This window comes from Shewanella sp. 10N.286.54.B9, assembly GCF_041468565.1.
In the GTDB taxonomy this organism is placed as follows: domain Bacteria; phylum Pseudomonadota; class Gammaproteobacteria; order Enterobacterales; family Shewanellaceae; genus Shewanella.
In genome coordinates, this window is sequence record NZ_JBFRIY010000015.1 from 61,373 (window position 1) to 87,425 (window position 26,053).

Sequence of the window (26,053 nt, forward strand, 5' to 3'; positions counted from 1 at the left end):
ATGAGTTTTTTACAGCTTATTCTCGCCGAGTTGAAAGCGATACTAGCAGACAAAACCATTGTGCTAACTGTATTTGGTGGCGTGCTTTTTTACGCTATTCTCTATCCGTTACCTTATCTCAATCAAGTGCCTACCGACCAACAACTGGTGGTGGTTGATCACGATAACTCGTCATTAAGTCGACAGCTTATTCGCCATGCTGATGCCAGTGCTAAGATTAAAGTCGTCGCTAAAGCGGGCTCGATTGATGAGGCTAAAAACTGGATAGAAACTGGCAGGGCACACGGCCTGTTAGTGATCCCGGCCGACTTTAGGCGTGACCTGTTACTCGGGCGCGGGGTCACATTGAGCTATGGTGGAGATGCGAGTTACTTTCTCATTTATTCAGCTGTTGCTGAAGGGCTTATTTCTGCGGGATTAGATGCAGGTAAGAACATTCAACGCTTAGGCTTACTAGCCCAAGGTAGCGGTGCACAAGCGGCGGATAAAAGCCTTGATGTAGTAAAGCTCAACAGTATTCCAGCTTTTAATCCTAGTTTAGGTTATACCCCTTATATTGTGCCAGGGCTGTTCTTACTGATTTTGCATCAGACCCTGTTAATAGGGACCAGTATTCTAGGAGCTAGCCAATGGCAACAAACTGGCTATTGGCAACAGGTTAGCCCACTTAAATTGGTTTGTGGTCGCGTGGCAGCCTTTATGTTTATCTATACGTTACTTACCAGCTTTTACGTTGGCTATTGTTACTATTGGTATGACGTAAGCTTGCAGGCAAGTTTTAGTCAAGTAGCGTTACTGCTACTGCCATTTTTGCTTGCTACTACAGCCGCGGGAATTGCATTTAGTAGTCTATTTACTCGACGGGATCTGCCGACACAGGTGTTACTGCTGATCTCGATGCCCATTCTATTTGTCTCGGGTTTTGTATGGCCAACGGCATTGATCCCTGAATCTGTAGTGGCCATTTCGCAAATATTTCCTGCGGTTCCAGGGATTATGGCGATGTTAGAGCTCAATCAAATGGGCGCTTCATGGCAAAGTATTATGCCGCAATGGCTGCAGTTATGGGCGATGCTGGTGATTTTCTTTGTACTGGCATGGTTTGGTGTCAAGAAGCGGTTTGCCGTGAGTCAGCAAGCGCTAATCTCGCCTGTTACAGACTAAGAAAAGATCAACGACATCTGCTTGAGATAGATTAAAAAGCCCGTTGTAATCTTATTACAACGGGCTTTTACTTATTGATTTGAGTGACTATCGCAGCGGCTAGGTTCCGGTTAGTTCGACACTAAAGCCTATGCTGCTTTTAACCGCTTTAGGCGTCGCGACTTCAATTGAAACCAGACTGTTTTTCGTCAGTTCGCCGCTACTGGTGGGATCAATATCGTTAGTTAGTGTGAAACCTGTGGTAGTTCCGCCAATACCGTTGCGGTTAGGCACAGTGTAAGCGTCAGCGGTGAGTTCCCCCTGATTGGCACTGGTATTGAGTGTGGTATCAGCTGGCATGATTTGGTTGGCGTCGTCGAAGAAGCGAATGCTAAATGTAGACGATGCGCCTGCCGGAATAGCGTTGGTTACAATCGCTGCGGCATCATCACCATCACTATAGATGGTAATGCCATCTTGTTTTATTTCGAAATGAGCTTGCGAGCCTGACATGGTTAAGATAAGCGCCTTACGAATGTAAGTTTTGTTTGCTTGATCTTGGCCACATAGCCCATTTTCAATATCTGATGTTTGACACTGAGGCCCATTAAACTTGTTATCACCGCAGGTTCCATCAGTCCCTTTATCTATGCAAACATATTCACTATTAGAACTTGTATTAAAGTATGGCTCACCTAAATCATGCTCAAAGTTCTCGTTATCGTCTCGAAATGCATCACCTAAATCGACGAAACCCTCAGTATGATATGTTTCAATATCCATACCATTACCTGAACAAACAACTGTATCACCGTTAGGTTTTAAGCAAGCTTTAATGATTTTACTGCCGTCATCTAGCTCTATTGGCTCCAAAACATTATTGTCGAAAATATTATTACCATTGGTATCAAAGAATGTTTCATGTCCAAGAGCGTAGGCAAGCACGGTAACGCGGTGATCTGGTACTCGGGCATTAGCCGATGTCCATTCAACGCTGCAACTGCCGTTAACGGTCAAGCAATTTGATACTATTTGCCCGCCTTCTGCAGTGAAGTTAATACTAGTGTCATCCGGTGCCGGGTTACCAAAGCTGTCTGACGCGTAGGCGGTTATCGATACTTTTTCACCATTAAAATCACCCGCTTCAGGGTTGAATAGATCAGCGGAAACACTAAAACCAAGCTGTTGCGGTAAACCTGTATTGATGGTGAGTTGCTCAGATTGAGTGGTGACTGATTCATTGTCTTTAGTTGCCGTTGCAACGACTCGCACTGGTGTGGGCACTGTGCCTGATAATACGGTGGCACTGACTAGCCCTTGTGAATTACTGGTGTTGGTTGCAGTTGCTGCGCCATTGTCAAAGCTAATACCACCGACAGTGGTATCCAGCGAAAAATCGACAGCCTGTTGAGCAATCACTTGGCCATTAGCACCTGAGACTTTAAAAGTGATCAGTGATGACTCGCTAGAACCCGTACCGCCAGCGCCTTTGAGTCGAATGGAAGTCGGTTCAGCAGAAACAAAGCTTAAATTGGCCAATGTTTGGCTGGCAAGCGAGAAATCGAGAGTGGCACTAATACTTTGGTTGCCTGCAACCACGGTTGCGGTTATTTGGTCATCGCGTTCGCTATTGCCGCTACAACTGCTGTTTTGGAAAGTAGAGCTTGCGGTGCCTGAAAGAGATGTCACTGGTGAGTCGATACTGGCGCTATTACTTAATACACAACTTGAGCTGAAACTCACACTGGTAGGAGTCTGCAGGCGGGTGTAGCTGCCGTCATCGTTTTTAGTGGCTAAATCTGCTGTGACACCGAAGGTGCCGCCGGCGCTAACCATGTACTTGCCATCAGCGAGTGGTAATGTTGTGGCTAATTGGTTTTCTGTAAATGTCGCACCATCAGCAGAGAAACTACCGATAACAATGATGCCATCTTCACTCACTGCATCTTTTGCTAATACTTCATAAAGACCTGAGCTTTGGTATGTTTTACCGTCACTCTCTAGTGTTACCGTCATGTTGGCAGCACCGAGTTCACTTTCTGTTGGGGTATAACTCACTTGAGCGATACCGTTTTCTTTAGTGAGTGCAGAGCTTGGAGTTAGATTAACGCTACCCGCTACAAAAGTTGCCATTTGACCGGCCACGCCCTGACCTTGTTCATCTAAAAACTGGGCTTGCAGTTGTACCGTCTCTTCAGCTTTGAACTGAGTCACTATGGTGGTGCCATTAATGATTGCGCTGTTGAGGGTAAATGTTGGCTCTGACGGCGATGTCGCTGAGGTAAACTCAAAATTACGAGTGCCGCTGGCTGCATCATCATTTTCAGAAAAGTTAGCTGTTAGGGTGCCTGCACCTTCAGTTGCTGCTGAATTACTGACAATGACTTCGGCTAGACCGCTGCTGTTGGTCAGTTTTGTTGCCGCTGAAAGTTCACCAAAACTGGTTGAAAAAGCGATAAGCTTACCGTTGCGGTTACTGCCACCTTGCTTAAGATGAGCGACCGCGCAGAATGAACTATCGGCACTGAAACTAAGTGCATCCGTGGCTTCAGCACATTGTCCATCAACCACAGTTTTATAGCTTAAAGACAAGCTATAAACACCGCCATTATCGGTATCTTCATTATCGCCTGAGGCGCCATTACAGCCACTTAAGGCAGATAAACATAAAAGAGTAACAGGGAGGGCGGCCAGCTTTTTGGTGAGGCGCATTCGCAAATTCCTTGTGCAACTATATACAGTGATGTTTGAAGGGGTTAGTTGGTCATAAAGATAAAACTTATATTATCTTAGACCAAAAAATAGCCCTCTGAACAAGCTACTTATTCAGAGGACTAATGTCTAGAGCTGACGACTATTCTGTGATTTCGTTACGTAAATATTTACTTAACTCTTTCGCTGTTTTCGACAGAGTGATATCAGCATTTTTAGTCAGTTCTTTCTTAGTCTGACGTACAAACTGACGCAACTTCTGTCTATCAAGCTGTGGGTGCTTTTCAATTAATGCTTGAACAGCAGGATCGCCTTCATTTAGCAGCTGATCGCGAGTCTTGTCTGCAACGTTAGTTTTAGCGCTTTCATTGCTGTTTTGATTCAATACATTTTTCATTGCGAGCTGTAGCTCTTCAATGTCGACGTAGCGCATCAATTTACCAATATACTGCAGGTGACGACGATAGGCTTCTGTGTTGATCTTTATCGTCTTCGCTTTTAATACGTTGTCATAAACTATTTCATCTAGATTGAGTCTCTCAATCTGACTTTTACTAAGTAAAATCAACTTTTTACCTAGTTCTTGATAGATGACGATTTCACGCTTAGCATCTGCTCTGCTTTCGTAATCATCATTTTTGTCATAGGGCTGGTGGAAGTGTTCTGAGTCACCGACAATCTTCATATCTTAAATCTCTTACAAATACTAAGATAATAATAACATTTCTAAAGCCAGTTGACCTGTCAATTTTTAGTCTAACTTGATGAGCGGCCTTTAAAAGCTAAAGTTATTTAATGTGATTGGTTTTTGGGTTTGTTATGCTTATGTCATTACCGATTATTGAAGAGTAGATTTGTGTCCTCACCTAGCATTGATATCGAATTAGTTCCCCTTAAAGAAGCTGTTTCAATGGCGCTGGATTATGCCAAGACCTTAGGCACTTCAGGCGCAGAAGTTGCGATTAGCAAGCAGCAAGGCCTCTCTGTTTCAACTCGTATGAAAGAAGTTGAGACGGTTGAATTTAATAAAGATGGTGCTTTGGGGATCACGTTATTTAGAGATGGTTGTAAGGGCAGCTCTTCAACCTCAGATCTCAGTCCCGCTGCAATTAAGCAAGCGGTAAAAGCGGCTGATGATATTGCTCGCTTTACCTCTGCAGACCCTTTTAATGGACTTGCTGAAAAGTCATTGATGGCGAAGGAGTTTCCTGATCTTGACCTTTATCATCCTGAGACGATTTCGCCTGAAGAGCTAACGCGTATTGCTATATTGGCTGAAGAAGCTGCTCTTGATGCTGATGAGCGAGTGCAGATATCAGATGGAGCCAGCGCTAACGCTCATTCAAGTGTTAAAGTCTACGGTAACAGTCATGGTTTTTTACATGGCTATTGTAGCTCTCGATATAGCCTAAGTTGTGTTGCAATCGGCGAAAACGATAACGGCATGCAGCGTGATTACGACTATACCGTTGCTCGAAAATACAGTGATATGTTGGCGCCTGACTTGGTTGGTAACAAAGCCGCGACTAAGACTGCCAGCAGATTAGGTGGCCGCAAAATTTCTACTACTGAGTTACCAGTACTGTTTTCGCCTGAGATAGCAACAGGCTTGATGGGGCATTTAGTCGGCGCTATTAGCGGTGGCAGTATTTATCGTAAATCCAGCTTCCTATTAGATGCAATTGATACTCAAGTCTTTCCCGATTGGTTTAGCATCGAAGAGCAACCACTGTTAAAAGGTGCACTAGCCAGTGCAGCCTACGACAGTGAAGGCGTTGGCACTCAAGAGCGTAAAATCATCGACAATGGTCGTTTAGCTACGTATCTGCTAACAAGTTACTCTGCTAGAAAGCTAGGGCTAACCAACACGGGTCACGCGGGTGGGATTTATAACTGGACACTTTCATCTACAGGGCAAACATTTGACCAACTCGTTCAAGAGATGGGCACAGGGCTGATTGTCACTGAAGTAATGGGGCAAGGCGTTAACACGGTTACCGGTGATTACTCACGAGGCGCTGCAGGCTTTTATGTCGAGAATGGCGTTATCTTATACCCAGTAGAAGAGATCACCATTGCTGGCAATCTAAAAGATATGTATAGCAATATTGTTGCAGTGGCAAAAGATAGAGATCTTCGCTCATCAATTCGCACAGGCGGAATTTTGATGGATAAAATGAAGATTGCCGGCAGCTAGGTTATTAGTTGGTAGTTATCCCCGTTATACTTGAAAATAAAGGCTTCCTTTGGAAGCCTTTTTTGTCGTTATCTTTCGGCGTGGGCAATCTCACTCTCAAGCCAAAAGCTTTCGAGTGTTTGGATTAACTGCTCATTACTCAGAATGCTGACATGATCTTCATTTAATCCATAAATTTTGGCAGACCGCTTTTGGGCTTTATCGCTCAGTTGGCTTTCTAGGCTAATAACACCATCGCTGCTCTCTTGGTTTAGAATTCCACTCATCTTATAGCCAAAAATAAGTAGATGTGGCGGTGTTGTAGAGTGAAGCTTGCTAGTGGAGAATAGCTTGGCAATAAAATCACTACTCGGCGCTAAGTCACACCATGCAGGCATAACAACTGGGGCATAATCAATGCCGCTTTGAGCTGATCTGACCCCGCCAAAAGGACTCGATATTGAAGTAAAGCTGGCAATATCATTACAGCCTAATTGGTTTCGGCAAAGGTCGAGGTAAGCTTGAGCCACTAAGCCGCCCATGCTGTGAGCCACTAAGTGCAGAGTTTTTACGTCATAGCGATAGTCGATAATTTTAATTAGGCTGTTGACGCCATTGGCTAGTAATTCAAGCGGTAAACCGCTGGGGTAGTTCATCACCCAAACTTGATACTTCTGTCTATCGATTTTGGCAAGTAGTGGGGCAAAGTCTCTGGCGGTACCATTCATACCATGAATAAAAAGAATAGGGGTTTTGTTGCTATCAAATTCATCAAGAAAGAACACGCCACTGTTACCCTCAAGCAGGTGAGTCACGGGTTTCCACATACCAAGCTTAGCCGCTCCGCGATCGAATTTTTCGTCACTTAGCTGAGCTTGTTCACCTATTTTAGCCGGGCTAATTTTTACGTTGACTAGGTTAACGAGTGGCCTATCAATCAGTGCAGTTGGCGGAATGTCTCCAGTCTCACTGAGTGTTATTGTCAGTTCTGTGCTATCACTATTTGCCGCCAATTCGGTAATTGAAAAAGCTTCGCCCACTTGAAAGCGCAAGTCATGATTTACATCGTTGAAAGTAAATAGATATTGACTCAGAGTATCGGTTGTTACGGTGATCTGTTTGTTGCCAATAACGACTTCGTAGCCATCAATAGTCTCAGCATCGACTCGCTGTAATAGCACTAGCACATAAGATTCAACATGATGCATCGACTCGATATTAACCTGATACTCGACGTAAACCTGCTCAAGTAAGTCGACCTCTTCAGCTAGATCTCTAAAATTGGCGCAGCCGCTGACTACACTAATGAGTGCTACAGCTAAAAGCATTTTTGTTATTTTCATTGCGGTGACATGAATACAATTTTTATAAATCATATAGATAACTTAGCAGCAAACTGATCTAAAGCTAAATTTTCACAGCGAATTCATCATTTTTCAAATCCAAACTTGAATATACGGGAAAACATATATATTATTTTCCGTATATTCTGTCTTGGGTACTTATACTTTTCGAGTAATGATAATGACACCTTTAACGTTTTTTAAGGCGATGGCCGACGACACTCGACTACGCAGTTTGTTGCTTATACAAGCAGAAACAGAGCTTTGTGTTTGTGAATTGATGACGGCGCTTGATGAGATCCAACCTAAAATATCTCGCCATTTAGCACAACTGCGCAAGCTTGGGTTATTGGTTGATAGACGCCAGGGCCAATGGGTTTTTTATCGAGTTAATCCAGAGCTACCTGCGTGGGCAAGTGAGATCTTAACGACGTTAGCAAAACAGCAAAATGAGATTATCAAAGAAAACTTAAGTCAGCTTAAACAAATGGGCGATCGTCCTGAGCGCACTAAACAATGCTGCTAGCAGGCAGCTTTTTTATGCTGTTTCACTATTTTAAATTAGGTCAGATGTAATGGGTATTTTTGAGCGGTATTTAAGTGTTTGGGTTGGACTCGCAATTGTGGCTGGTGTGGTTTTAGGCAACTTATCTCCAGACTCTTTTGCCATTGTTGCAGGGCTTGAGTATGCCCATGTTAATTTGGTTATTGCGGTGCTGATCTGGGTCATGATCTACCCGATGATGGTGCAGATCGATTTCTCAGCAGTGAAGGATGTGGGTAAGAGCCCGAAAGGATTAATACTGACCTTGGTGATTAACTGGTTAATTAAACCCTTCACCATGGCGGCGTTAGGTTGGCTCTTTTTCAAGGTATTTTTTGTCGATTTTGTCGATCCGCAAACAGCCAGTGAATATATTGCCGGAATGATATTACTTGGGGTGGCGCCGTGTACTGCCATGGTCTTTGTTTGGAGCCAGTTAACTAAAGGTGACCCTAATTACACGCTAGTGCAAGTATCGGTGAATGATCTGGTCATGGTGGTCGCCTTTGCACCTATCACTGCGCTGTTACTGGGCGTCAGTGATATTCAAGTGCCATGGGCAACGCTATTGTCATCTGTTGGCTTGTATGTGGTTTTACCATTAGTGGCAGGTGCTATTACTCGGCACCTATTACAAAAAAAGGGCAGTGATGCTCAACTGAATGCATTTGTTGCTAACTTAAAACCTTGGTCAATGGTTGGATTATTAGCAACGGTGGTATTGTTATTTGGCTTTCAGGCTGAGACCATTATTGCGCAGCCACAAGATATATTTCTCATCGCAATCCCATTAATGATCCAAACTTATGGCATTTTCTTTGTCGCTTTTTACGCTGCTAGAAAGCTCAAGTTAACTCATAAAATTGCTGCGCCTGCATGCATGATTGCCACTTCCAATTTTTTCGAGCTAGCAGTAGCCGTCGCTATCTCCTTGTTCGGGCTACACTCTGGTGCAGCACTAGCCACTGTGGTTGGTGTGCTTGTAGAGGTGCCTGTGATGTTGTCGCTGGTGGCAATCGCTAATCGCAGTCGACATATGTTTGCTGATGAGGCTTAAGCCATTATCACCGAGTAATTTAAAAATAGTTTTGCAAGCTAGGCTTGAGTATGGACTCGAAGGCTAGCACTACTTACATGATTAAATAATAGGTTAAGAGATCACTATGACAATCAAAATTGGTATTAATGGCTTCGGTAGAATGGGGCGTTTAGCACTACGTTCAGCTTGGCATCATAGCGATGTTGAATTTGTACAGATTAATGATCCCGCAGGCGATGCGGCGACATTAGCCCATCTACTGACTTTTGACTCGATCCACGGCCGCTGGTCTGAAGAAGCCACCGCAGACGGTGACAATATTGTTATTGGTGAGCATATTATTGCGACAAGTCGTAATAGCACTATTGGGGCTACTGATTGGTCGGGCTGTGATGTAGTGATAGAAGCCTCTGGGGTGATGAAGACCAAAGCCTTATTGCAGGCTTACTTAGATCAAGGTGTTAAAAGAGTCGTGGTGACAGCCCCCGTTAAAGAGGAAGGGGTGCTTAATATCGTTATGGGCGTGAATCATCAACTGTATAACAAAGATATTCATCCGATCGTGACCGCAGCATCTTGCACCACTAACTGCTTGGCGCCAGTGGTAAAAGTTATTCATGAAAAAATAGGCATAAAGCACGGTTCGATGACGACCATTCATGACATCACCAATACGCAGACGATTTTAGATGCGCCCCATAAAGACCTTAGGCGTGCACGCGCTTGTGGTTTGAGCCTTATCCCGACAACTACCGGCAGTGCGACGGCGATTACTCATATTTTCCCTGAGCTAAAAGGTAAATTAAATGGCCATGCTGTTCGTATTCCACTTGCCAATGCCTCGTTGACCGATTGTGTCTTTGAAGTCGAGCGCGATACCACTGAAGCAGAAGTGAATGCATTGCTACAGCAAGCAGCGCAGGGTGAGCTAAAAGACATTCTCGGCTTTGAAGAGCGTCCTTTGGTTTCTGTCGATTACAAAACTGACCCTCGTTCGAGCATTATTGATGCACCATCGACCATGGTTGTTAATGGTACTCAAGTTAAACTCTATGTGTGGTACGACAACGAGTGGGGTTATGCAAATCGCACCGCTGAATTGGCCATTATGGTTGGGAAACAAGACCTGCAAGGTTAGGGAGCGAAAAGTGGGAAGAGCAGGTATGAGCTAAAATGGAAAAGCGAGTATTCTGCTCATTCATATTTCTTGGATTACGCATTCAGTTGATTGATTTTTTATAGGTAGTCATTAAGTTGATAAACGTGTTAGCAAAATATCGTGCTTTACCTGAGAGTATTCGGCAGTACTTAATAGTCACTGCTAACTACTGGGCATTCACGCTCACCGATGGTGCGCTGCGCATGCTGGTGGTGCTGCACTTTTACGACCTAGGTTATACACCTCTTGCCATTGCAATGTTGTTTTTGTTCTATGAAATTTTCGGTGTTATTACCAACCTAGTCGGTGGTTGGCTCGGGGCAAGGCTTGGGCTTAATCGCACTATGAATATTGGCTTGGGGCTACAAATAGCGGCACTTGCTATGTTACTGCTACCAGCAGCAATGCTGACCGTACCCTGGGTGATGGCTGCGCAGGCTCTGTCTGGAATAGCTAAAGATCTCAATAAAATGAGTGCCAAAAGTGCGATAAAAACTTTGGTACCCAAAGACGCCGAAGATAAACTCTATCGTTGGGTAGCCATGTTAACAGGATCGAAAAATGCGCTAAAAGGTGCAGGGTTCTTCCTCGGTGGGGTATTGCTCAGTGTTGCTGGTTTTACTGGTGCCATCGCCATTATGGCTGCAGCCTTGTTACTTGTTTGGCTTGGCAGCCTAGTGAGTTTAAAAGCTGATTTAGGTAAAGCGAAGTCTAAACCCAAGTTTACTGAGATTTTTTCTAAGAGTGATAAAGTTAATATTCTCTCTGCTGCGCGGTTATTTCTATTTGCTGCTAGAGATGTGTGGTTTGTCATTGCACTGCCGGTGTTTCTTGCCAGCCAGTTAGGATGGGATCACAGCAGTGTTGGCGCTTTTCTCGCTCTGTGGGTGATAGCTTATGGGATGGTGCAATCTATCGCGCCATCGTTAACGGCTAGAAAAACTATCCCTGACGGCAGAGTCGCAACTATCTGGGCTGGATTGCTGGCATTGATTACCGCACTTTTAACCTTGGCTATTTATACCTCTTGGGTTGCTCCCCAAGTTGCGTTAATTATTGGGTTGTTGGTTTTCGGTGTTGTGTTTGCAATCAACTCTTCTTTGCATAGCTATTTGATTGTCAGTTACGCGGGGGATGATGGCGTTTCTCTCGATATTGGCTTTTATTATATGGCGAATGCGATGGGAAGGCTTATTGGTACCATATTGTCTGGCTGGGTATATCAAGTTGCTGGGCTAGGGGCGTGTTTAGCTATTTCTACAGCCTTATTACTACTGACTTGGCTTATCTCTTTTAAGTTGCCAAGAAGGTAATCAACCGCTAGAACCTAATAGCGTCTTCGGGTGCTAATATCATAATCTTCAAGCGCCTTTCTCTCATGTGGCCTTTTCAAAGGTGAACATTTCGTTGTACTCTGTTTGTTCGATGTATTTTGTTGACTCAGGTCACGTTACATTAGGACCTTTTGACCTTGCTCTAGTTATGGAGAAGATCAAAAAGCCTTACATAAAAATAAAACGATAAAAAATAACTATAAATAATCTGTATCAACGAGGTTTGAATGGAAGCTATTACTGAATTTGTTGGCATGATCAACGGTGTAGTGTGGGGTACCCCTATGCTAGTCATGATCTTAGGCGTGGGTTTATTCCTCACCTTTGGTTTACGCTTAATGCCAATCTTAAAACTAGGCACTGGTTTTAAACTGCTTTGGTCAGGCCGTATTCCTGATAAAGACAAAAACATGAAAGGTGAGATTAGCCCGTTTAACGCGCTAATGACCTCGCTATCAGCAACTATTGGTACTGGTAATATTGCTGGTGTTGCAACCGCCATTTTTATTGGTGGACCAGGGGCGCTATTTTGGATGTGGTGTACGGCGTTAGTCGGCATGGCCACCAAGTTTGCCGAAGCGGTATTAGCGGTTAAATATCGTGAAGTGGATGACAATGGTAACCACGTGGGTGGCCCAATGTACTACATCAAGAATGGCCTAGGTTCAAAGTGGGCTTGGTTAGGTACAGCGTTTGCTCTATTTGGTTCTCTAGCGGGTTTCGGTATTGGTAATACTGTACAGGCTAACTCAGTGGCTGATGCATTAAGCAGTAACTTTGGCGTACCGACATGGGTTACTGGTTTGGTATTGATGGTCTTAGTTGGTGCAGTATTAATGGGCGGTATTAAGCGCATTGCTGATGTTGCCGGTAAGCTTGTACCTATTATGACAATTTTTTATATCGCGGCAGGTATTGCGGTATTAGTGGTTTATGCAGCAGAAATTCCGGCAGCATTTGAATTGATTATCCACAGTGCATTTAATCCTGTTGCTGCGCAAGGTGGCTTTGCTGGTGCAGCTGTATGGGCGGCAATTCGCTTTGGTGTGGCACGGGGCGTGTTTTCCAACGAAGCAGGCCTTGGTAGTGCGCCGATTGCACACGCAGCAGCTCAAACTAATAACCCTGTGGCTCAGGGGTTAGTGGCTATGCTTGGTACCTTTATCGACACCTTGATCGTTTGTACCATTACCGGCTTAGCTATCATTGTCTCTGGCGCTTGGACATCAGGTGAAAACGGCGCAGCATTGACCTCTTTTGCATTTTCCCATGCTTTTCCACTGGGTAATTATGTCGTTGCAATAGCCCTATCAGTCTTTGCATTTACCACTATTTTGGGCTGGAGCTTCTATTGTGAGAAGTGTGTGCAGTTTCTATTTGGTGTAAAAGCAATTAAGCCTTTTAGGATCCTTTGGGTGATAGTGGTACCTTTAGGCGCAGTAAGCTCTTTAGAGTTTATTTGGCTACTTGCAGATACGTTAAATGCAATGATGGCGATACCAAACTTAATCGCTTTGGCGTTGTTAAGCCCAGTAGTGTTTGCGCTGACAAGAGAGTACTTTCTTAAGAAGCGTGAAACGGAAGCTGCTGAGTCGTAGTTTGCGGTGAGGCTGATTGATTCATAAAGCTCCTGGATGTAATTCAGGAGCTTTTTGTTGCGCTTACCTCTTCGGTATCAAGCCCAAAACTCATCATCACCCATTGCTTGTTTTAGCTGGGTTCTTTCTAAGTAGGCTTCTAAGCGTTTTTTGACATCTTTCTTGTGCGCTAAATCATCAGCTGCCTTTTTGTTTTTAGGGGCTGTTAACGCTTCAATTTCTGCATCGTTGGGCACAAAATCTAGTATCTGAGCCATCACGAATTCCTCTTTAAGAAGTATCCATCCTCTTGGCATTTTATATTGCCGAATAATGAGAATGTTATTGATACTTATAGGTTAATAACAGATTTTATCGTGCTCATTTTAGCGGAGTTTACCGCCACATTAGTGAGCGCTTAAGAAGGAATTTAGCAGGCAATTAAATTAAAATATGCGATCTATGTAACAAAATTACAGTTTGGTCCATTGAATGGTTTTAAATACTACTTAATGTGAGTTTTAGTGAAATTAAATAACGGTACATTAGGTTGTTTTAGATTTAACCTCGGACTGATTCAGTTGAGTTTACCGCTAAGATCGCGAGCTAGGAGGGCGCTTTGGGTTGCCAGAGCTGATTATGCATTGAATGAAAATGCAATGGGAGCCCACTGCATCATGCTTTCACTTTGCACTAGCTTGCCAAAAACACCCTGAATTGATGCTTGTTTGCGCTAAGCTTGGTGACTAGAGGTCAAAGCTGTAGCTGTAACCGAGTAAAACTTTTGCATCATCTTCTTCAAGATCGGTATCACTCACCATAAAGGAGACAGTACCAAAATCTGTATCTTTACTTAGTGAAAGTGAGTAGTCAGCATAGTTATCTGTGCCATACCAAGCCGTTACCACATCACCCGTTGAGTAACCGTAGTGGGCAGCAACTGATAAAGTGTCTGATAATGGCAAAGTGACAGTGGTTTGCAGGTAACCCATATCTTTCTCATCAAGTGCTGGGACGCCAGTGACATCACTTCCTGCATTGACGACATGGGCATAGCTTACTTCAATCCATTTCCAACTGGCTGCTAGCGTCACTTCACCGAAATCAACGCTGTCATTAGCATCTGGATATGCGTAGTAAAGATAACTAATGTCGTAACCAAACTCATCACCAATACTGCCAGCAAACCCTGCATAAAAATCAATTTCATAGCTGGTTTCATTGCCAAAGTCGACATTAGAAGCCCAAGTACCCGCATAGAAGCCGGCATCATGGCTGTAATCGACTCCGCCTTGCACCGCGACAGCATCATCTGTTTGAGTTATACCGCGCCACAAATAGTTAGATGTCGCTCCAATGTTGGCTTCGACCGCTGCATGTGCTGAAGCACTCAGTAGTAAAGTTGTGGTGATAACAGCAGTACCAAATAATAGCTTGTTCATTCTCTTCCCCTAAGATTATCATTTTTGTCATTGTCATAGAGGATAAAGCAAGGACCAAGCCAGAAAATTTCATATTATAAAACATTGCTTTAGGTAGTTTTATTGGTTATGAAATGTCTATTTTGAGTCAATTTAGGGCAAGAGGCACTGGTTTAGTGCAATATTGAAGCGGAAGATAGGTTTCTGCAGGCATAAAAAAACCTCCTTAGAGGAGGTTTTATATTAATCACAGAGATTGTGATTAGTTAACGCTATCTTTAAGCGTTTTACCCGCTTTAAACTTAGGTACTGTAGCCGCTGGGATCTGGATCTCTTTACCAGTCTGTGGGTTACGACCTGTGCGAGCTGCACGCTCTGAAGTTTCAAAAGAGCCAAAACCAACAATAGAGATTTTCTCTCCATTCTTCATCGCTTCTGCAACAGTTTCTTCAAAAGATTTTAATGCACGTGCGGCTTCAGCTTTCGTTAATTCCGCAGATTCAGCCATTTTTGCAACAAGTTCAGTCTTATTCATTTGAATCGTCTCTTCTTTCCGTAGATTTATTTGTTAGTAGCGCTATCTAACATGCCACAAGCTTTTGCATTTGAAAAGCGCTTTAAGCCTATGAAATAGCCTTTAAAGTCAAAAATAGGAACGATTTCTCAATTTTTCTACTCTTCGAGCAGTTGAAACAGGATTTGTTTGACCACTTGAGGCTCGAACGGTTTGTCACATAGCGCATTGACTCCTGCTTGTGACACGTTACTTAAGTGGGTGTCATTGGCTTCTGATGACACCATCAGAATCGGAATATGAGATTGCTCGCTATCGTTGCGAATAAATTGTGTTAGTGCCAATCCATCAACACTGGGCATATTGTAATCGGTGATCACTAGATCAAACATCTGCTGTTGCATGATCTCAATCGCTTCTTGGCCGTCTTGGGCTTCGGTAATCATACGTAAACCAAGATTGGTAATTGTACGCTTAATGACATTTCTTGCCATTTTGCTGTCATCAACCACCAGTACTCGTAGATCTTGTACATCGAAATGCGTCAGATCTAATTCATCGTGGCTGAGTAGATCAATCGTTGCGTTGAGTGCTTTTCCAAGATGGCTCGAAGTAAATGGCTTTGGCAGTATGGCCACAACACCAGATTGCCGATAGTTTTCTAGTTGCTCTCTGCGGCACTCGCTAGAGACTAACATGAACTGAATATCACTAAATTGCTCTGTCGACTTGAGCGTTTTTAGCAGCTCTAGGGCTGTACCATCTTCAAAGTGCATTGCGCTGGCAATGAGATCCGGCTGGTGGCGTTTAATTATATCAAGTGCCTGCTCAAGATTTGTAGCAGTTTGGATCTGTTTGACACCCTCTTGCTCTAATCGGTTTGCAATGATTTTTCGCTGAGTATCAGAAGGCTCAACGAGCAGTATCGACAGTTCACTGGGTTGTAAATCGCTCATATTTAGCTTTACCACTTATCGTTATTATTAGTTCTATGGCTATCCGCCGCATTATAATACGACAGTAATCCTTGTTAAATTGAAACTTATTCTTCTTGTTTTAAATAATCTTTCGTCTTCTGGCTAAAGGCAATCCAATATTGGAAGCTCATAGCAACCAATGCTGAGATAACTATCGCGCTAATAGGAATATCACGCCCTTGAAAAATCACTTTTACATCTTCTGGAGTAATTTGGTAAGCAATAACGGCTGCGGTGGCTAACGCTAATAGTGCTACAGTCTGAATTACCAAATATATTTTGAGTACTACAGCCGCCCAATAGCGGCGCATTATAAGCCCGTATAGCACTGGGAAAACGCCTAAAGTGAACAGGTCATAAGATTGGGTTGTCGCGGTGCGCCATAGAGCGGCAAAAGCTAGCAGGACATAGATAAACATTAACACTGCCAGCATGGGGTGAGGCTTCTTCATTGGCTTCCTAACTTTGTTGTATAAAGCGGTTATGTGTAGACCGCTGTGAGTGTAAAAAAATCAACGCAGTGAGTCTAGTGGGGATCCTTGTAGTTTTAATGGCAGAGCTAACTCTTTTATCGAGGATTACGCTAGAATAGCGCTATAGCCACCGCATTTTTAGAGAGCACAATGACAGAGTCACAGTTTTGGGAACTGGTTAGCCGAACTTCTCCCTCGCAAAATCAAACCGATTTAGCTGAAGTATTGAAACAGAAGTTGGCACTTTTAAGTAACGAAGAGTTGCGTGATTTTGATAAAATCTTCGGTCAGCAGATGCGCCGCAGTTATTCTTGGGCTGTTTGGGGCGCAGCTTACATCATCACAGGTTGCGATTCAGAATATGCCTTTGCTGAGTTTAGGTGCTTTCTGATCTCTCTAGGTAAGGACTGGTACGACAAAGTTGTAGAGTCACCAGACGAGCTTGGACATTTGACGGAGTGGCCAGAGAAAGATGGCTATGCTTATCCATTTTTAGATGAATACGATTTGATCGCCGGTCAACTGTATGAAGAGCGCGCCGATGATGAACTTCCCTATGTGCCATCAGGCCAAGCGTCACCAGTGGGTAAGAAATTCTCTCATAAGAAAAAGCAGCTCAAGGCTAACTATCCATTATTGAGCGCCGCTTTTCCATTTTAAGACGGTAGTAAGAGACAAAAAACGAGGCAAGGCCTCGTTTTTTGTATCGCGATACTTAGTCGGTACAAGCGCTAATTTCGCTGTCGAAGTCATAACCGTGTGCTTCACACGTTAGCTCCATAAACTCTTCTTCTGAGTCACTTACCTGCTCGTCAAACTGAGCTTGAAGTTTACTCTCTAGCTCTTGGTCTGATTGAGCTTGCTGCTGTGCCAGGATTTCAAAGTGTCCGTCGACTGCAGCTTGTTCGGCTGGAGTAAAGTCGTTGGCGTTCGCTTGACCAATGAAGCTGAATGAGAAAAGTATTGCAGCGATAAATGCTATACGACCTGAAAACGGCAGTTTTGTAATGTTTGAGTAGTTCATATTTGACTCCAAGTATTAATTAGTGACCAGCATAGGAACTGCTTTCTCTTAACTTGTGCATATTGCGACTGAGCTAAGAGGTTTTCCTCTGGGGATGCGTTTGCTTGATACGTATGTTATCGAATACTTCATGTACCAAAGCTGAACGAAAAGTGAGCAGAGGGTTGTTTAATACTTGGAGTGTGCAAATGAGAATAAAAACAGCTACTTAAATATTTATCTGTTTTTTGTTAGTAACTGATAATTGTTACGATTAGAGATTATGGGACATCAATTACGTTAACATTTTTATTCGTTAGTCATTGTTTCACAATGAAATCCCTGGCGCATTGAATCAAAAGTACAATTAAGGCCACACTCCCAAGTTGCATTATTCAGTTGTTTAGATTGCTGTTGAGAGAATGCCTTACAGCTAGCGTAATCATCAAAGTTGTCTTTTTTATCGTATCCTCCCGAATTATAGCCACTCTTATATACGAAAGAGGACCAAGTCTCATAAGAGGAGCTCTGTTCTGACTCATTGATACTGACGATAGCCCAGACGAGGGCAGAAAAAATAGCGATCACTAAAATGACAGGAGCAAACTTTTGCATGAAAAAATCCAATTGACATAGATTGTATACCCGTTCTACTTGAAAATGCTCGTTTCAGAGGCATTGTGCCAGTTCAATTCTAGGCGCATTAACGTAGAAATGGTTATTCCCTTTTAAGTGAATGCAACAACGAAGTGGGCTGGCACAAAGCCCTCGCTGATGGGCTTTAATGGACTTTACTCAGTGTTATTGATTTTACCAAGGGAATGACCATTCGTTGCAATCAATGCCGTGATTAAAGTCCATTAAATTCCCACTGAATCCTGCATCTTCAGGTAGAACGGGTATAAGCTGTTACTGACAGGATAATATTTAAGCTTGAGAATGCAAACTGTTGTTCTACCCAATTTGTCTAATCGTGAACTGATACAGATTGATGCAACAAATCGATATATAGTGTGGTCTACTAATATAAGACTGGCTGAATATTGGATGTTTCATATTAAGCAGTGATTCAGCTAAAGGCGCTTATACTTGAGAAATAGAACATACCCTTTGTTTAACTGTGGAGCCAATATATGAATTTAAAATACTTACTCGTTGCAGGATTAATGTTATCAGGTTCAGTGGTAACCACATCGGCAATGGCAGCAGATGAAGCCGTAGAAAACCCGGTTACTGAAGATGGTATTGTGAAAGTTGAGTGGCAAGATCCTAAAAGCTTTCGCGATGTTAAGTCGAGCGGTGATATTCAATCTCGCTTTGAAGCTCGAACTTTTAAGGAGCTGACTAAAAACCTAAACAAAGAAGCGGCTAAAATTCTAAAGCCAAATCAAAAGCTAGAAATGGTGGTAACTGATCTAGATTTAGCTGGTGATGTTAGGCCTACATTTGGGGCGACGACAAATGATCTTCGAGTCGTTAAAGATCTCTATCCACCGCGCATCACCTTTAGTTATAAAGTCACCGAAGGTGAACAAGTGATCATTGCGGGCGATGAGAAGCTCACAGACCTGAACTTTATGTACTCAATCAACAAGAGCAATAGCAGGCCAAATCGCTATGAAAATGCACTATTGAAATCTTGGTTAAAAGATACCGTTGCACCTAAGATTTGATTATCGCTAATCATGTTTAGCATTTAAATACTAAGCACTTTTTTCTTGTTGTAACTGGAATAGGCTAAATGAGCTACAGGCTTGTTTAGCCTGTTTTTTAGCTTGTGCACTATAGACTGAAAGTTGATGTTCATTGCAGTTTGAGGTGACAAATGGTGGCAGTACGCCAGCCGTTAAAGCAATTAAATCGTGATAACAAGTCACCCCTTTTCTATCTTCCGCCAGCATGCGCTGAGCGAGCCAGTGTTTATCTGAGTAAAACAGTGACTTTACCGCTTCAAACGCTTCAATGATGCTAAGTGCTTGCTGCTGAATATCATCAGCAGTACTAATTATTACAAAGTCATCCCCTCCGACGTGACCGACAAAGTTGTGGCTATTTTGCTGTTGCTGTAATAATCGAGACACCTCCATGATGACTTCATCACCACGGCAGAAACCATAGTTATCGTTGTAGGGTTTAAAATTCGATAGGTCGAAGTAAGCTAAGTAGAATGGTTTTTTCTGTATCCTCAATCGCTGTAATTCTTCTTGGATTGGGATGTTACCAGGTAAGCCTGTTAATGGATTTGCATGACGTGCAACAGTGATCTTTTGTTCGGTGATCTGTGCTAAAAGATCTTTGGTATGGCCGATACCTAATAATCGACCTTGTTTTAATATAAGAAATTGCTGCGCAACAAGTCCTGTTGAGTCTGACGTTAACCGTTGGCTGACCTGCGACAAAGGCTGGTGGGCTTCTATTTGGATGACGTTGCTGTCGAGAATAGTGTCGACAGCTTGGTGCTCGTGCAGTGATCGACCATAAGGGGTACTGAAAAGCTCGATGACATGTGCACGTGCAATGAGACCAATGACTTGTAGTTTATCCATAACCACTATCGCCTGTAAGGCAGGCTGTTGGATAAACTGCTCGCCAATTAGCTTTAGTTTAGTTCCTGAATCACAAGTTATCGCGCTACAGCTTAGGCTTTCTGCTGAATCAGCAAACCTTACATGATGGCTGATTGGTTCAATGCTCGCTGCCAGTGGAATAGATGTTTTCGGTGACGCTTCAGGGCGGCCAAGTAAGTAGCCCTGACAATAAATAATGCCGAGCTGTTTTAATACGGCCAGCTCTTTTTCTGTCTCTATGCCTTCAGCGATAACTTTACAGCTAAGGTTCTGGCACAGATCGACTATGGAGCGCACAAACTCCTGCTTAACAGGCGATGAGTCTATGGAATCGATAAAGTGCCGATCAATTTTGACATAGTCAGGTGCTAGTTCAGACCATAACCTTAAGCCTGAATACCCCGCACCCAAATCATCAATCGCCGTCAAGAAACCTTGGCTACGATAATGATTCAAACAGGACTTAAGTAAGTCGATATCATCAGCCGGGTATTGTTCTGACAACTCGATGACAACTTGTGAAGGATGGATCCCTAAATCCTGTACTAGGCTTAATGTGAGGCCTTTGGCGTGATTGGGTTCAAGCAGGGCTTTTGGAGATATATTGATAAACAGCTTGCCCGGTAAAGCGCCATTTTTGAATTGCTGGATAGATATCCGCCGGCATAAACTCTCAAGTTCTGATAGCCGACCTTCATAGGCCGCAGTTTTGAATAGTGGTACAGGAGAGTACAGCGGACTGTGCTCTGGACCACGACTGAGGGCTTCATAGCCATGAATTTGATGGGTTGATATGTTACAGATGGGTTGAAAAACCGCTTTGATTTTTTCTCGCTCGATTATTTTTGCGAGTTCTTTTTTGAGATCAATAGCGGTCATATCTTCTACCTAATATCTAATGCTTAGCATCTAAGAGGTAGAAAATTGTATGACGTTAGAGTGACATTTAGATGACAAAAATCAATCCATCAACAAATTAGCCTCATGACTTCAATATACTAAAGTTGTCTTTGAGGAGATTAATGGACTGATCTTGCTGTACTATTTGGCGTTAGATTTAAAAGCCTGCATAGTTTGTAATAATAGGCCAAGCTTACGCACATAACCTTCAAGCGCTTGCGCCATAGTGTCAGTGTTTTGAGTCATGGCTTCCATCTCTGCGGCAAGTTCTTGTACATAGGGTTGAAAGCGATTGCTGGTAGTAGAAAAGCCCTCGTCCTTGGTAAAGATTGTGTCAAACTTAACGTGACCGGCTTTTTTTAGCTCATCAAGTCTGGTGTCAGCATCGATAGCTTGGCGGTATGCGGTTTGCAAACTGGCTTTTAATTGTTCGATAACCTGTGTGTGTGGCATAACAGCCTCTCATTTTTAAATTTGCTGAATTATAAGGGGCAAGTATGTTGGCAACAAGTATCAAGAAAACTTTATTATCGCTGGTGAGCCTTTCCAGTCTATTGTTGGCAACGTTTGTTAGCGCTGCACCCTCCGATAAACCACCGTTCTATCAAATTCATTACCAAGGACAAACAGCCTACCTTCTTGGCTCTATCCATATTGGAAAAGCTGATTTTTATCCGTTTGCTGATCAAATTGAACACGCATTCTTACAATCTAAAGCGTTAGTGGTTGAAGCTGATGTTAGAGGCGCTAACGTGGCTGCGCTATTACAGAAATACGGCGCCGAGGCATTACCTATGGATGATGATACTAAACAAGTGCTAGCGACTTATTGTCAGGATAAGGCAGCCTTGTGTACTGCATTAAGCAGTTATGCGCCTTGGTTGCAATCGATGCAGTTAAGTATCGGACGATACACTGCTTTAGGGTATAGCGCTGTTTATGGTGTTGATTCTGTATTGGTGGAGCAAGCGGGTCATCGTCCAGTGTATGAGTTAGAAAGCACTGAGTTTCAGTTTGGACTGTTGTCCTCTTTTAGTCCTGAGACCCAATGGGAGATGGTGCGTGAAGCCATAGAAGCGCCTGATTCTGACATGTTGGCACTGATTTCGGCATGGAGAAGTGGTGATGAAACTGAACTCGCCGACTTGATGGAAGGAGAGATGATCCGCGATGGTAATACTGAAATGGTTGAGCGTATGTTGTGGGATCGCAACAAAGGCATGGCTAAGAAATTAGTCGAGTTGATGGCCTCATCAACGACCAAACAACCACTTTTTGTGGTTGTTGGGGCTGGACATTTAGTTGGCGAAAAGAGTGTACAAGCCTATTTGGCACCTTTGGGGGTCACTAGTCAAAACTGTTGGCAAAACCGTTGTAAATAAGATGCCTCTAATGCCGATTATCGGCTTTGGCAATTTTAGGGTATAATCCGCGGCTCGTTTTATTTTTGTCTGCGTTCTAATGTAAGGTTTGATTAGTTTGAGTAAAGAATACTGTATTGATTTAAAGGCTATGCCGTCTCTGTTTTCGCTTTATCGAAAGATATTTTTCGGGCGTAAACCTGGTTGGGATGAGCAGCCGCTACCTATGATTAAAGTTAGCAGCCCCAATGTGGCTTTAGCTGCAGATAAGGTCGAGCAGTATGCCAAAGTATGTGGTTTTGAATTTGATGGTCAAACCTTGCCGCCTACCTATTTGTATGTGATGGCATTTAGATTACATGCAATGATTTTTACTCACGAAGCGATCACTTTTCCGCTATTAGGAATGATCCACCTCAAGAACAGTATTACTCTACACCGTCCATCTAGCGTCACTGAAAATTATGATTTCGAGTGTTCGTTAACCACGAGTCAGATGACAGACTCTGGTCTGGAGTTTGAGCTGGTTTCAAAAGCGTTTGTTGCTGGCGAACTCGTCTGGGAGTCACTGTCGACTTACCTTTACCGGATTGAAGGTAAAACTAAACGCGTACGTCCACCCAAAGCCAGTGATATGAACTGGGATGCGCCACAAGCTTGGAGTCTAAGTGAAGATTTAGGCCGCCGTTACGCTAAAGCATCGGGTGACTATAATCTTATTCATTTGCACCCTGTGTTGTCTAAACGATTTGGATTCGATCGGGTATTGGCTCATGGTATGTGGTCTAAAGGCCGCTGTATCGCACAAGTTATGCCAGAAATCGTCAATAAGCCGTGTAAGATTGACGTTGCTTTTAAGTTGCCGCTATTTATGCCAGGCAATGTTAGTTTCTCGGCAGAGAAGCAGCAAGATAGTTTAGTTTTTGAATTAAGAGATCAAAAAGGTCGCCGTCCACACCTAACGGGTGAAATTAGCTTCTTATAAGTGATAATTAAAACAAAAAAGGCGCGTTATCGCGCCTTTTTTGTATCTGAAATCTGCCGATACTATGGCACTCCGTGGCCTGTAGACGCTTGCCAAATACTAAACCACTGCTGTCGTGTTAGTGTCATCCGTTCAGATCTCACTGCTGACTCAATTCGACTCATATTACCACTGCCAATGATTGGATGAGGCTTACTCGGGAGGGCAAGCACCCAAGCATAAATCACTTGGCTGATGTTCTCTGCATCAACTTCGTCTGCAATGGTTTCTAGAACTGCACGTAATCGTAAAGATTGTGGATCGTTAGCCTCAAATATATTGCCCCCGCCCAAACAAGACCAAGCCATAGGCGCTAAATTATGCTGTTGGCAGTGATCTAAAGTACCGTCGTGCAAAGTGGTCATGTTTGTTGGTGATATTTCAACTTGGTTGCACACTAGCTTTTGCGTCATGCGTGATTGCAACAGATCGAACTGTTGAGGGCTAAAATTAGACACACCAAAATGACGGACCATACCTTGTTGGTAAAGGTATTCGAAGGCTGCAGCCACCTCATCAGCATTCATCAGTGGGTCAGGACGATGGATCAGCAGTAGATCTAAGTGATCGGTTTGCAGATTTTGCAGTGATGTCTCTGCACTTTGAATGATATGTTGGCGACGAGTGTCGTAATGGTTGAGATAGTTATCGGGAGTGTTATCTGTAACCAGCTTTATGCCGCATTTGCTAATGAGTTGGATATTATCTCTTAGGCTAGGTTGTAATGCTAAGGCTTCGCCAAATAGCGTTTCACATTGGTAGCCGCCGTAGATATCAGCATGGTCCATACTGTAAACACCGAGCTCGATATAGCGCTCAACAATAGCTAAACGTGCTTGAGCTGATAGCTGCCAGTCGGCGAGTCGCCAAAATCCCGCAATAAACTGAGATAGCTGAAATTCACTACTTTGCATGACCTATTCCTGTCTATTTTATTGATGTAGATTATGAAAAGCTAAAATAGCATTGTTTCACTATTTTACCGCGGTTTCAGATCCACTATATTGCATTCGTTACTCTACCCTACAACAAATAAAAAAGTGGATACATACTGATGCTTTCAGATATTAACATCTCACGCGCTCATGTTTGCAAGCCCATCACTGAGATTGCCTGTCAACTCGGAATCAACGATTCTGAAATCTCTTTACATGGCAAGAATAAGGCTAAGGTCTCGTTATCTGTTGCTAAGCGCTTAGCTGCTAAAGCCGATGCTAAGTTGGTGATTGTGACAGCTGTGACACCAACGCCTCATGGCGAAGGTAAAACGGTGACAACTATAGGTTTAACTCAGGCAATGAATGCCATTGGGGTTAAAACCTGTGGCTGTATTCGCCAACCGAGTATGGGGCCTGTATTTGGGATTAAGGGCGGCGCAGCTGGTGGTGGTTATGCTCAAGTCGTCCCTATGGAGGAGCTGAACTTACATTTAACCGGTGATATCCATGCGGTGAGTAGTGCACATAACCTCGCTGCTGCGGCATTAGACGCTCGGTTATTTCATGAAACAAGATTAGGAGCGGCAGAGTTTACCAAAGAGTCGGGCCTTAAGGCGGTGAACATTGACCCTGACAATATCCTATGGCGCAGAGCCGTCGATCATAACGAGCGTAGCCTGAGGCAGATAGAGGTCGGTTATGGTGCGGTAAACGGCCCTGTGCATAGGTCTGGCTTTGATATTACCGCCGCATCTGAGTTAATGGCCATTCTGGCGCTGAGCAAAGATTTGAAAGATCTTAGGCAAAGAATTGGCCGTTTGGTATTGGCTCTCGATACTCATGCTAACCCGATCACAGCTGAAGATATCGGTGTTGCAGGGGCGATGACGGTCATTATGCGCGATGCAATCGAGCCTACATTAATGCAAACGTTATCGGGGGATCCTTGCTTTATCCATGCGGGCCCCTTTGCCAATATCGCCCACGGTAACTCGTCAATTATTGCTGATAACATTGCAGCTAAATTGGCCGATGTAGTGGTCACCGAAGCTGGATTTGGTTCAGATATGGGCTTTGAGAAATTCAGTAATATTAAAGTAAGAGAATCAGGCTATAAACCATCGGCGGCCGTTGTCGTTGTCACACTAAGAGCACTGAAAGCTAATAGTGGCATTGAGTCCGATATCGAAGTTGATAAACCGGATATGGCTCGTTTAGCGGCTGGTTTTGCCAATCTACAATGGCATATTAATAATGTGCATCAGTACGGCGCACCTGTTGTGGTGGCGATTAACCGCTTTCCAACCGACACCGCTGAAGAGCTCGATTGGCTAAAGGCACAGGTGGCAACGACCAACGCGTTTGGCTGTGCGATAAGTGATGCCTTTGCTAATGGCGCTGAGGGGGCTACTGAGCTGGCCAAAGTGGTGCATGCTGCAACGAAGTGTGAGTCAGAGTTTAACTGTTTATACAAAACAACTGACACGTTACAGTCTAAATTGATGACTTTAGCTGAGGTTGGTTATGGTGCTGCTAGTGTTTCACTGTCAGAAAAGGCAAAGCAGCAGCTCACTTGGTTACAGCTGAATGGTTACAGTGAATTGCCATTGTGTATTGCTAAAACTCCCATGTCGATTAGTCATGATGCGAGTGTGAAAGGAGTGCCCCATGGCTTTGAAATGCCGATTAACGAATTTAGACTCAATGCGGGGGCAGGTTTTATCACAGCGCTAGTGGGTAAAGTGATGACAATGCCTGGACTTGGGGTTAAACCGGGCTACTTGAATATTGATATCGATGCTGACGATGAGATTATGGGTTTAGCCTAAAATCAATCAGGGATAAAAA

25 protein-coding genes are annotated in these 26,053 nt (G+C 43.5%); 12 read left to right on the top strand and 13 right to left on the bottom strand.

What is annotated here, in order from left to right:
• Nucleotides 1–1,164, top strand: a complete 1,164-nt coding sequence (locus AB4135_RS04910) for an ABC transporter permease (protein WP_371990809.1) — start codon at nt 1–3, stop codon at nt 1,162–1,164.
• Nucleotides 1,165–1,263: 99 nt separating this feature from the next.
• On the opposite strand, the gene AB4135_RS04915 is transcribed toward AB4135_RS04910, so the two are convergent.
• Both AB4135_RS04915 and yjgA read right to left on the bottom strand, forming a co-directional pair.
• A complete protein-coding gene (locus AB4135_RS04915) occupies nt 1,264–3,855 on the bottom strand; it encodes a hypothetical protein (RefSeq protein WP_371990811.1) in 2,592 nt (863 codons plus the stop codon).
• Nucleotides 3,856–3,997: 142 nt separating this feature from the next.
• On the bottom strand, nt 3,998–4,540 hold the full coding sequence (gene yjgA, locus AB4135_RS04920; protein WP_371990812.1) for a ribosome biogenesis factor YjgA: 543 nt from the start codon (nt 4,538–4,540) through the stop codon (nt 3,998–4,000).
• A 171-nt stretch (nt 4,541–4,711) separates the two neighbouring features.
• On the opposite strand from yjgA, the gene pmbA reads away from it, so the two are divergent.
• Nucleotides 4,712–6,052: a metalloprotease PmbA gene (pmbA, locus tag AB4135_RS04925; protein ID WP_371990814.1), complete on the top strand. Its 1,341-nt coding sequence runs from the start codon at nt 4,712–4,714 to the stop codon at nt 6,050–6,052.
• A 68-nt stretch (nt 6,053–6,120) separates the two neighbouring features.
• Here the strand turns inward: pmbA and AB4135_RS04930 are convergent, their stop codons facing one another.
• The gene (locus AB4135_RS04930; RefSeq protein ID WP_371990816.1) at nt 6,121–7,374 is read right to left on the bottom strand and encodes an alpha/beta fold hydrolase; all 1,254 of its coding nucleotides are present in this window, start codon (nt 7,372–7,374) and stop codon (nt 6,121–6,123) included.
• 181 nt (nt 7,375–7,555) lie between these two features.
• Between AB4135_RS04930 and AB4135_RS04935 the strand changes: the two genes are divergently transcribed.
• The 5 genes from AB4135_RS04935 (at nt 7,556) to AB4135_RS04955 (ending at nt 13,048) form a co-directional block, all read left to right on the top strand.
• Entirely contained in the window at nt 7,556–7,900 is a 345-nt protein-coding gene (locus AB4135_RS04935; protein WP_371990818.1) for a metalloregulator ArsR/SmtB family transcription factor, read from the top strand.
• Between the two features lie 49 nt (nt 7,901–7,949).
• Entirely contained in the window at nt 7,950–8,975 is a 1,026-nt protein-coding gene (gene arsB / locus AB4135_RS04940) for an ACR3 family arsenite efflux transporter (RefSeq protein WP_371990820.1), read from the top strand.
• A gap of 106 nt (nt 8,976–9,081) precedes the next feature.
• The gene (locus AB4135_RS04945; RefSeq protein ID WP_371990822.1) at nt 9,082–10,095 is read left to right on the top strand and encodes an ArsJ-associated glyceraldehyde-3-phosphate dehydrogenase; all 1,014 of its coding nucleotides are present in this window, start codon (nt 9,082–9,084) and stop codon (nt 10,093–10,095) included.
• 125 nt (nt 10,096–10,220) lie between these two features.
• Nucleotides 10,221–11,429 (top strand): organoarsenical effux MFS transporter ArsJ, encoded by a 1,209-nt coding sequence (gene arsJ, locus AB4135_RS04950; RefSeq protein ID WP_371990824.1) that lies wholly within the window; start codon nt 10,221–10,223, stop codon nt 11,427–11,429.
• A gap of 248 nt (nt 11,430–11,677) precedes the next feature.
• A complete protein-coding gene (locus AB4135_RS04955; protein ID WP_248974515.1) occupies nt 11,678–13,048 on the top strand; it encodes a sodium:alanine symporter family protein in 1,371 nt (456 codons plus the stop codon).
• Nucleotides 13,049–13,125: 77 nt separating this feature from the next.
• Here AB4135_RS04955 and AB4135_RS04960 read toward each other — a convergent pair whose 3' ends face one another.
• From AB4135_RS04960 to AB4135_RS04980, 5 genes are all read right to left on the bottom strand, one after another.
• On the bottom strand, nt 13,126–13,305 hold the full coding sequence (locus AB4135_RS04960; protein ID WP_044555588.1) for a hypothetical protein: 180 nt from the start codon (nt 13,303–13,305) through the stop codon (nt 13,126–13,128).
• A gap of 468 nt (nt 13,306–13,773) precedes the next feature.
• Nucleotides 13,774–14,469 (bottom strand): TorF family putative porin, encoded by a 696-nt coding sequence (locus tag AB4135_RS04965; RefSeq protein WP_371990826.1) that lies wholly within the window; start codon nt 14,467–14,469, stop codon nt 13,774–13,776.
• 241 nt (nt 14,470–14,710) lie between these two features.
• Complete coding sequence (locus tag AB4135_RS04970) at nt 14,711–14,983, bottom strand: HU family DNA-binding protein (RefSeq protein ID WP_020910742.1); 273 nt, start codon at nt 14,981–14,983, stop codon at nt 14,711–14,713.
• Between the two features lie 137 nt (nt 14,984–15,120).
• Entirely contained in the window at nt 15,121–15,918 is a 798-nt protein-coding gene (locus AB4135_RS04975; RefSeq protein WP_371990828.1) for a response regulator, read from the bottom strand.
• An 86-nt stretch (nt 15,919–16,004) separates the two neighbouring features.
• The gene (locus AB4135_RS04980; RefSeq protein ID WP_371990830.1) at nt 16,005–16,391 is read right to left on the bottom strand and encodes a hypothetical protein; all 387 of its coding nucleotides are present in this window, start codon (nt 16,389–16,391) and stop codon (nt 16,005–16,007) included.
• 171 nt (nt 16,392–16,562) lie between these two features.
• Here AB4135_RS04980 and AB4135_RS04985 point away from each other — a divergent pair, with 171 nt between their 5' ends.
• On the top strand, nt 16,563–17,072 hold the full coding sequence (locus AB4135_RS04985; RefSeq protein WP_371990831.1) for a DUF4240 domain-containing protein: 510 nt from the start codon (nt 16,563–16,565) through the stop codon (nt 17,070–17,072).
• 55 nt (nt 17,073–17,127) lie between these two features.
• Here AB4135_RS04985 and AB4135_RS04990 read toward each other — a convergent pair whose 3' ends face one another.
• The gene (locus tag AB4135_RS04990) at nt 17,128–17,436 is read right to left on the bottom strand and encodes a hypothetical protein (RefSeq protein WP_371990833.1); all 309 of its coding nucleotides are present in this window, start codon (nt 17,434–17,436) and stop codon (nt 17,128–17,130) included.
• Between the two features lie 288 nt (nt 17,437–17,724).
• Entirely contained in the window at nt 17,725–18,030 is a 306-nt protein-coding gene (locus tag AB4135_RS04995) for a hypothetical protein (protein WP_371990835.1), read from the bottom strand.
• Nucleotides 18,031–18,548: 518 nt separating this feature from the next.
• Between AB4135_RS04995 and AB4135_RS05000 the strand changes: the two genes are divergently transcribed.
• Nucleotides 18,549–19,088 (top strand): DUF3016 domain-containing protein, encoded by a 540-nt coding sequence (locus AB4135_RS05000; RefSeq protein WP_371990837.1) that lies wholly within the window; start codon nt 18,549–18,551, stop codon nt 19,086–19,088.
• 30 nt (nt 19,089–19,118) lie between these two features.
• Here the strand turns inward: AB4135_RS05000 and AB4135_RS05005 are convergent, their stop codons facing one another.
• Entirely contained in the window at nt 19,119–20,861 is a 1,743-nt protein-coding gene (locus AB4135_RS05005) for a GGDEF domain-containing protein (RefSeq protein ID WP_371990839.1), read from the bottom strand.
• A 162-nt stretch (nt 20,862–21,023) separates the two neighbouring features.
• Nucleotides 21,024–21,335: a prephenate dehydrogenase gene (locus AB4135_RS05010; RefSeq protein ID WP_371990840.1), complete on the bottom strand. Its 312-nt coding sequence runs from the start codon at nt 21,333–21,335 to the stop codon at nt 21,024–21,026.
• Between the two features lie 44 nt (nt 21,336–21,379).
• Between AB4135_RS05010 and AB4135_RS05015 the strand changes: the two genes are divergently transcribed.
• Together AB4135_RS05015 and AB4135_RS05020 are read left to right on the top strand one after the other, a co-directional pair.
• Nucleotides 21,380–22,264 carry a TraB/GumN family protein gene (locus tag AB4135_RS05015; protein ID WP_371990842.1) on the top strand — a complete coding sequence of 295 codons (885 nt, stop codon included), beginning with the start codon at nt 21,380–21,382 and terminating at the stop codon, nt 22,262–22,264.
• A 130-nt stretch (nt 22,265–22,394) separates the two neighbouring features.
• Complete coding sequence (locus AB4135_RS05020) at nt 22,395–23,228, top strand: MaoC/PaaZ C-terminal domain-containing protein (RefSeq protein ID WP_371991066.1); 834 nt, start codon at nt 22,395–22,397, stop codon at nt 23,226–23,228.
• 62 nt (nt 23,229–23,290) lie between these two features.
• Here AB4135_RS05020 and AB4135_RS05025 read toward each other — a convergent pair whose 3' ends face one another.
• Nucleotides 23,291–24,181: an aldo/keto reductase family oxidoreductase gene (locus AB4135_RS05025; RefSeq protein ID WP_371990844.1), complete on the bottom strand. Its 891-nt coding sequence runs from the start codon at nt 24,179–24,181 to the stop codon at nt 23,291–23,293.
• Nucleotides 24,182–24,321: 140 nt separating this feature from the next.
• Here AB4135_RS05025 and AB4135_RS05030 point away from each other — a divergent pair, with 140 nt between their 5' ends.
• Nucleotides 24,322–26,034 carry a formate--tetrahydrofolate ligase gene (locus tag AB4135_RS05030; RefSeq protein ID WP_371990846.1) on the top strand — a complete coding sequence of 571 codons (1,713 nt, stop codon included), beginning with the start codon at nt 24,322–24,324 and terminating at the stop codon, nt 26,032–26,034.
• Nucleotides 26,035–26,053 lie beyond the last annotated feature (19 nt).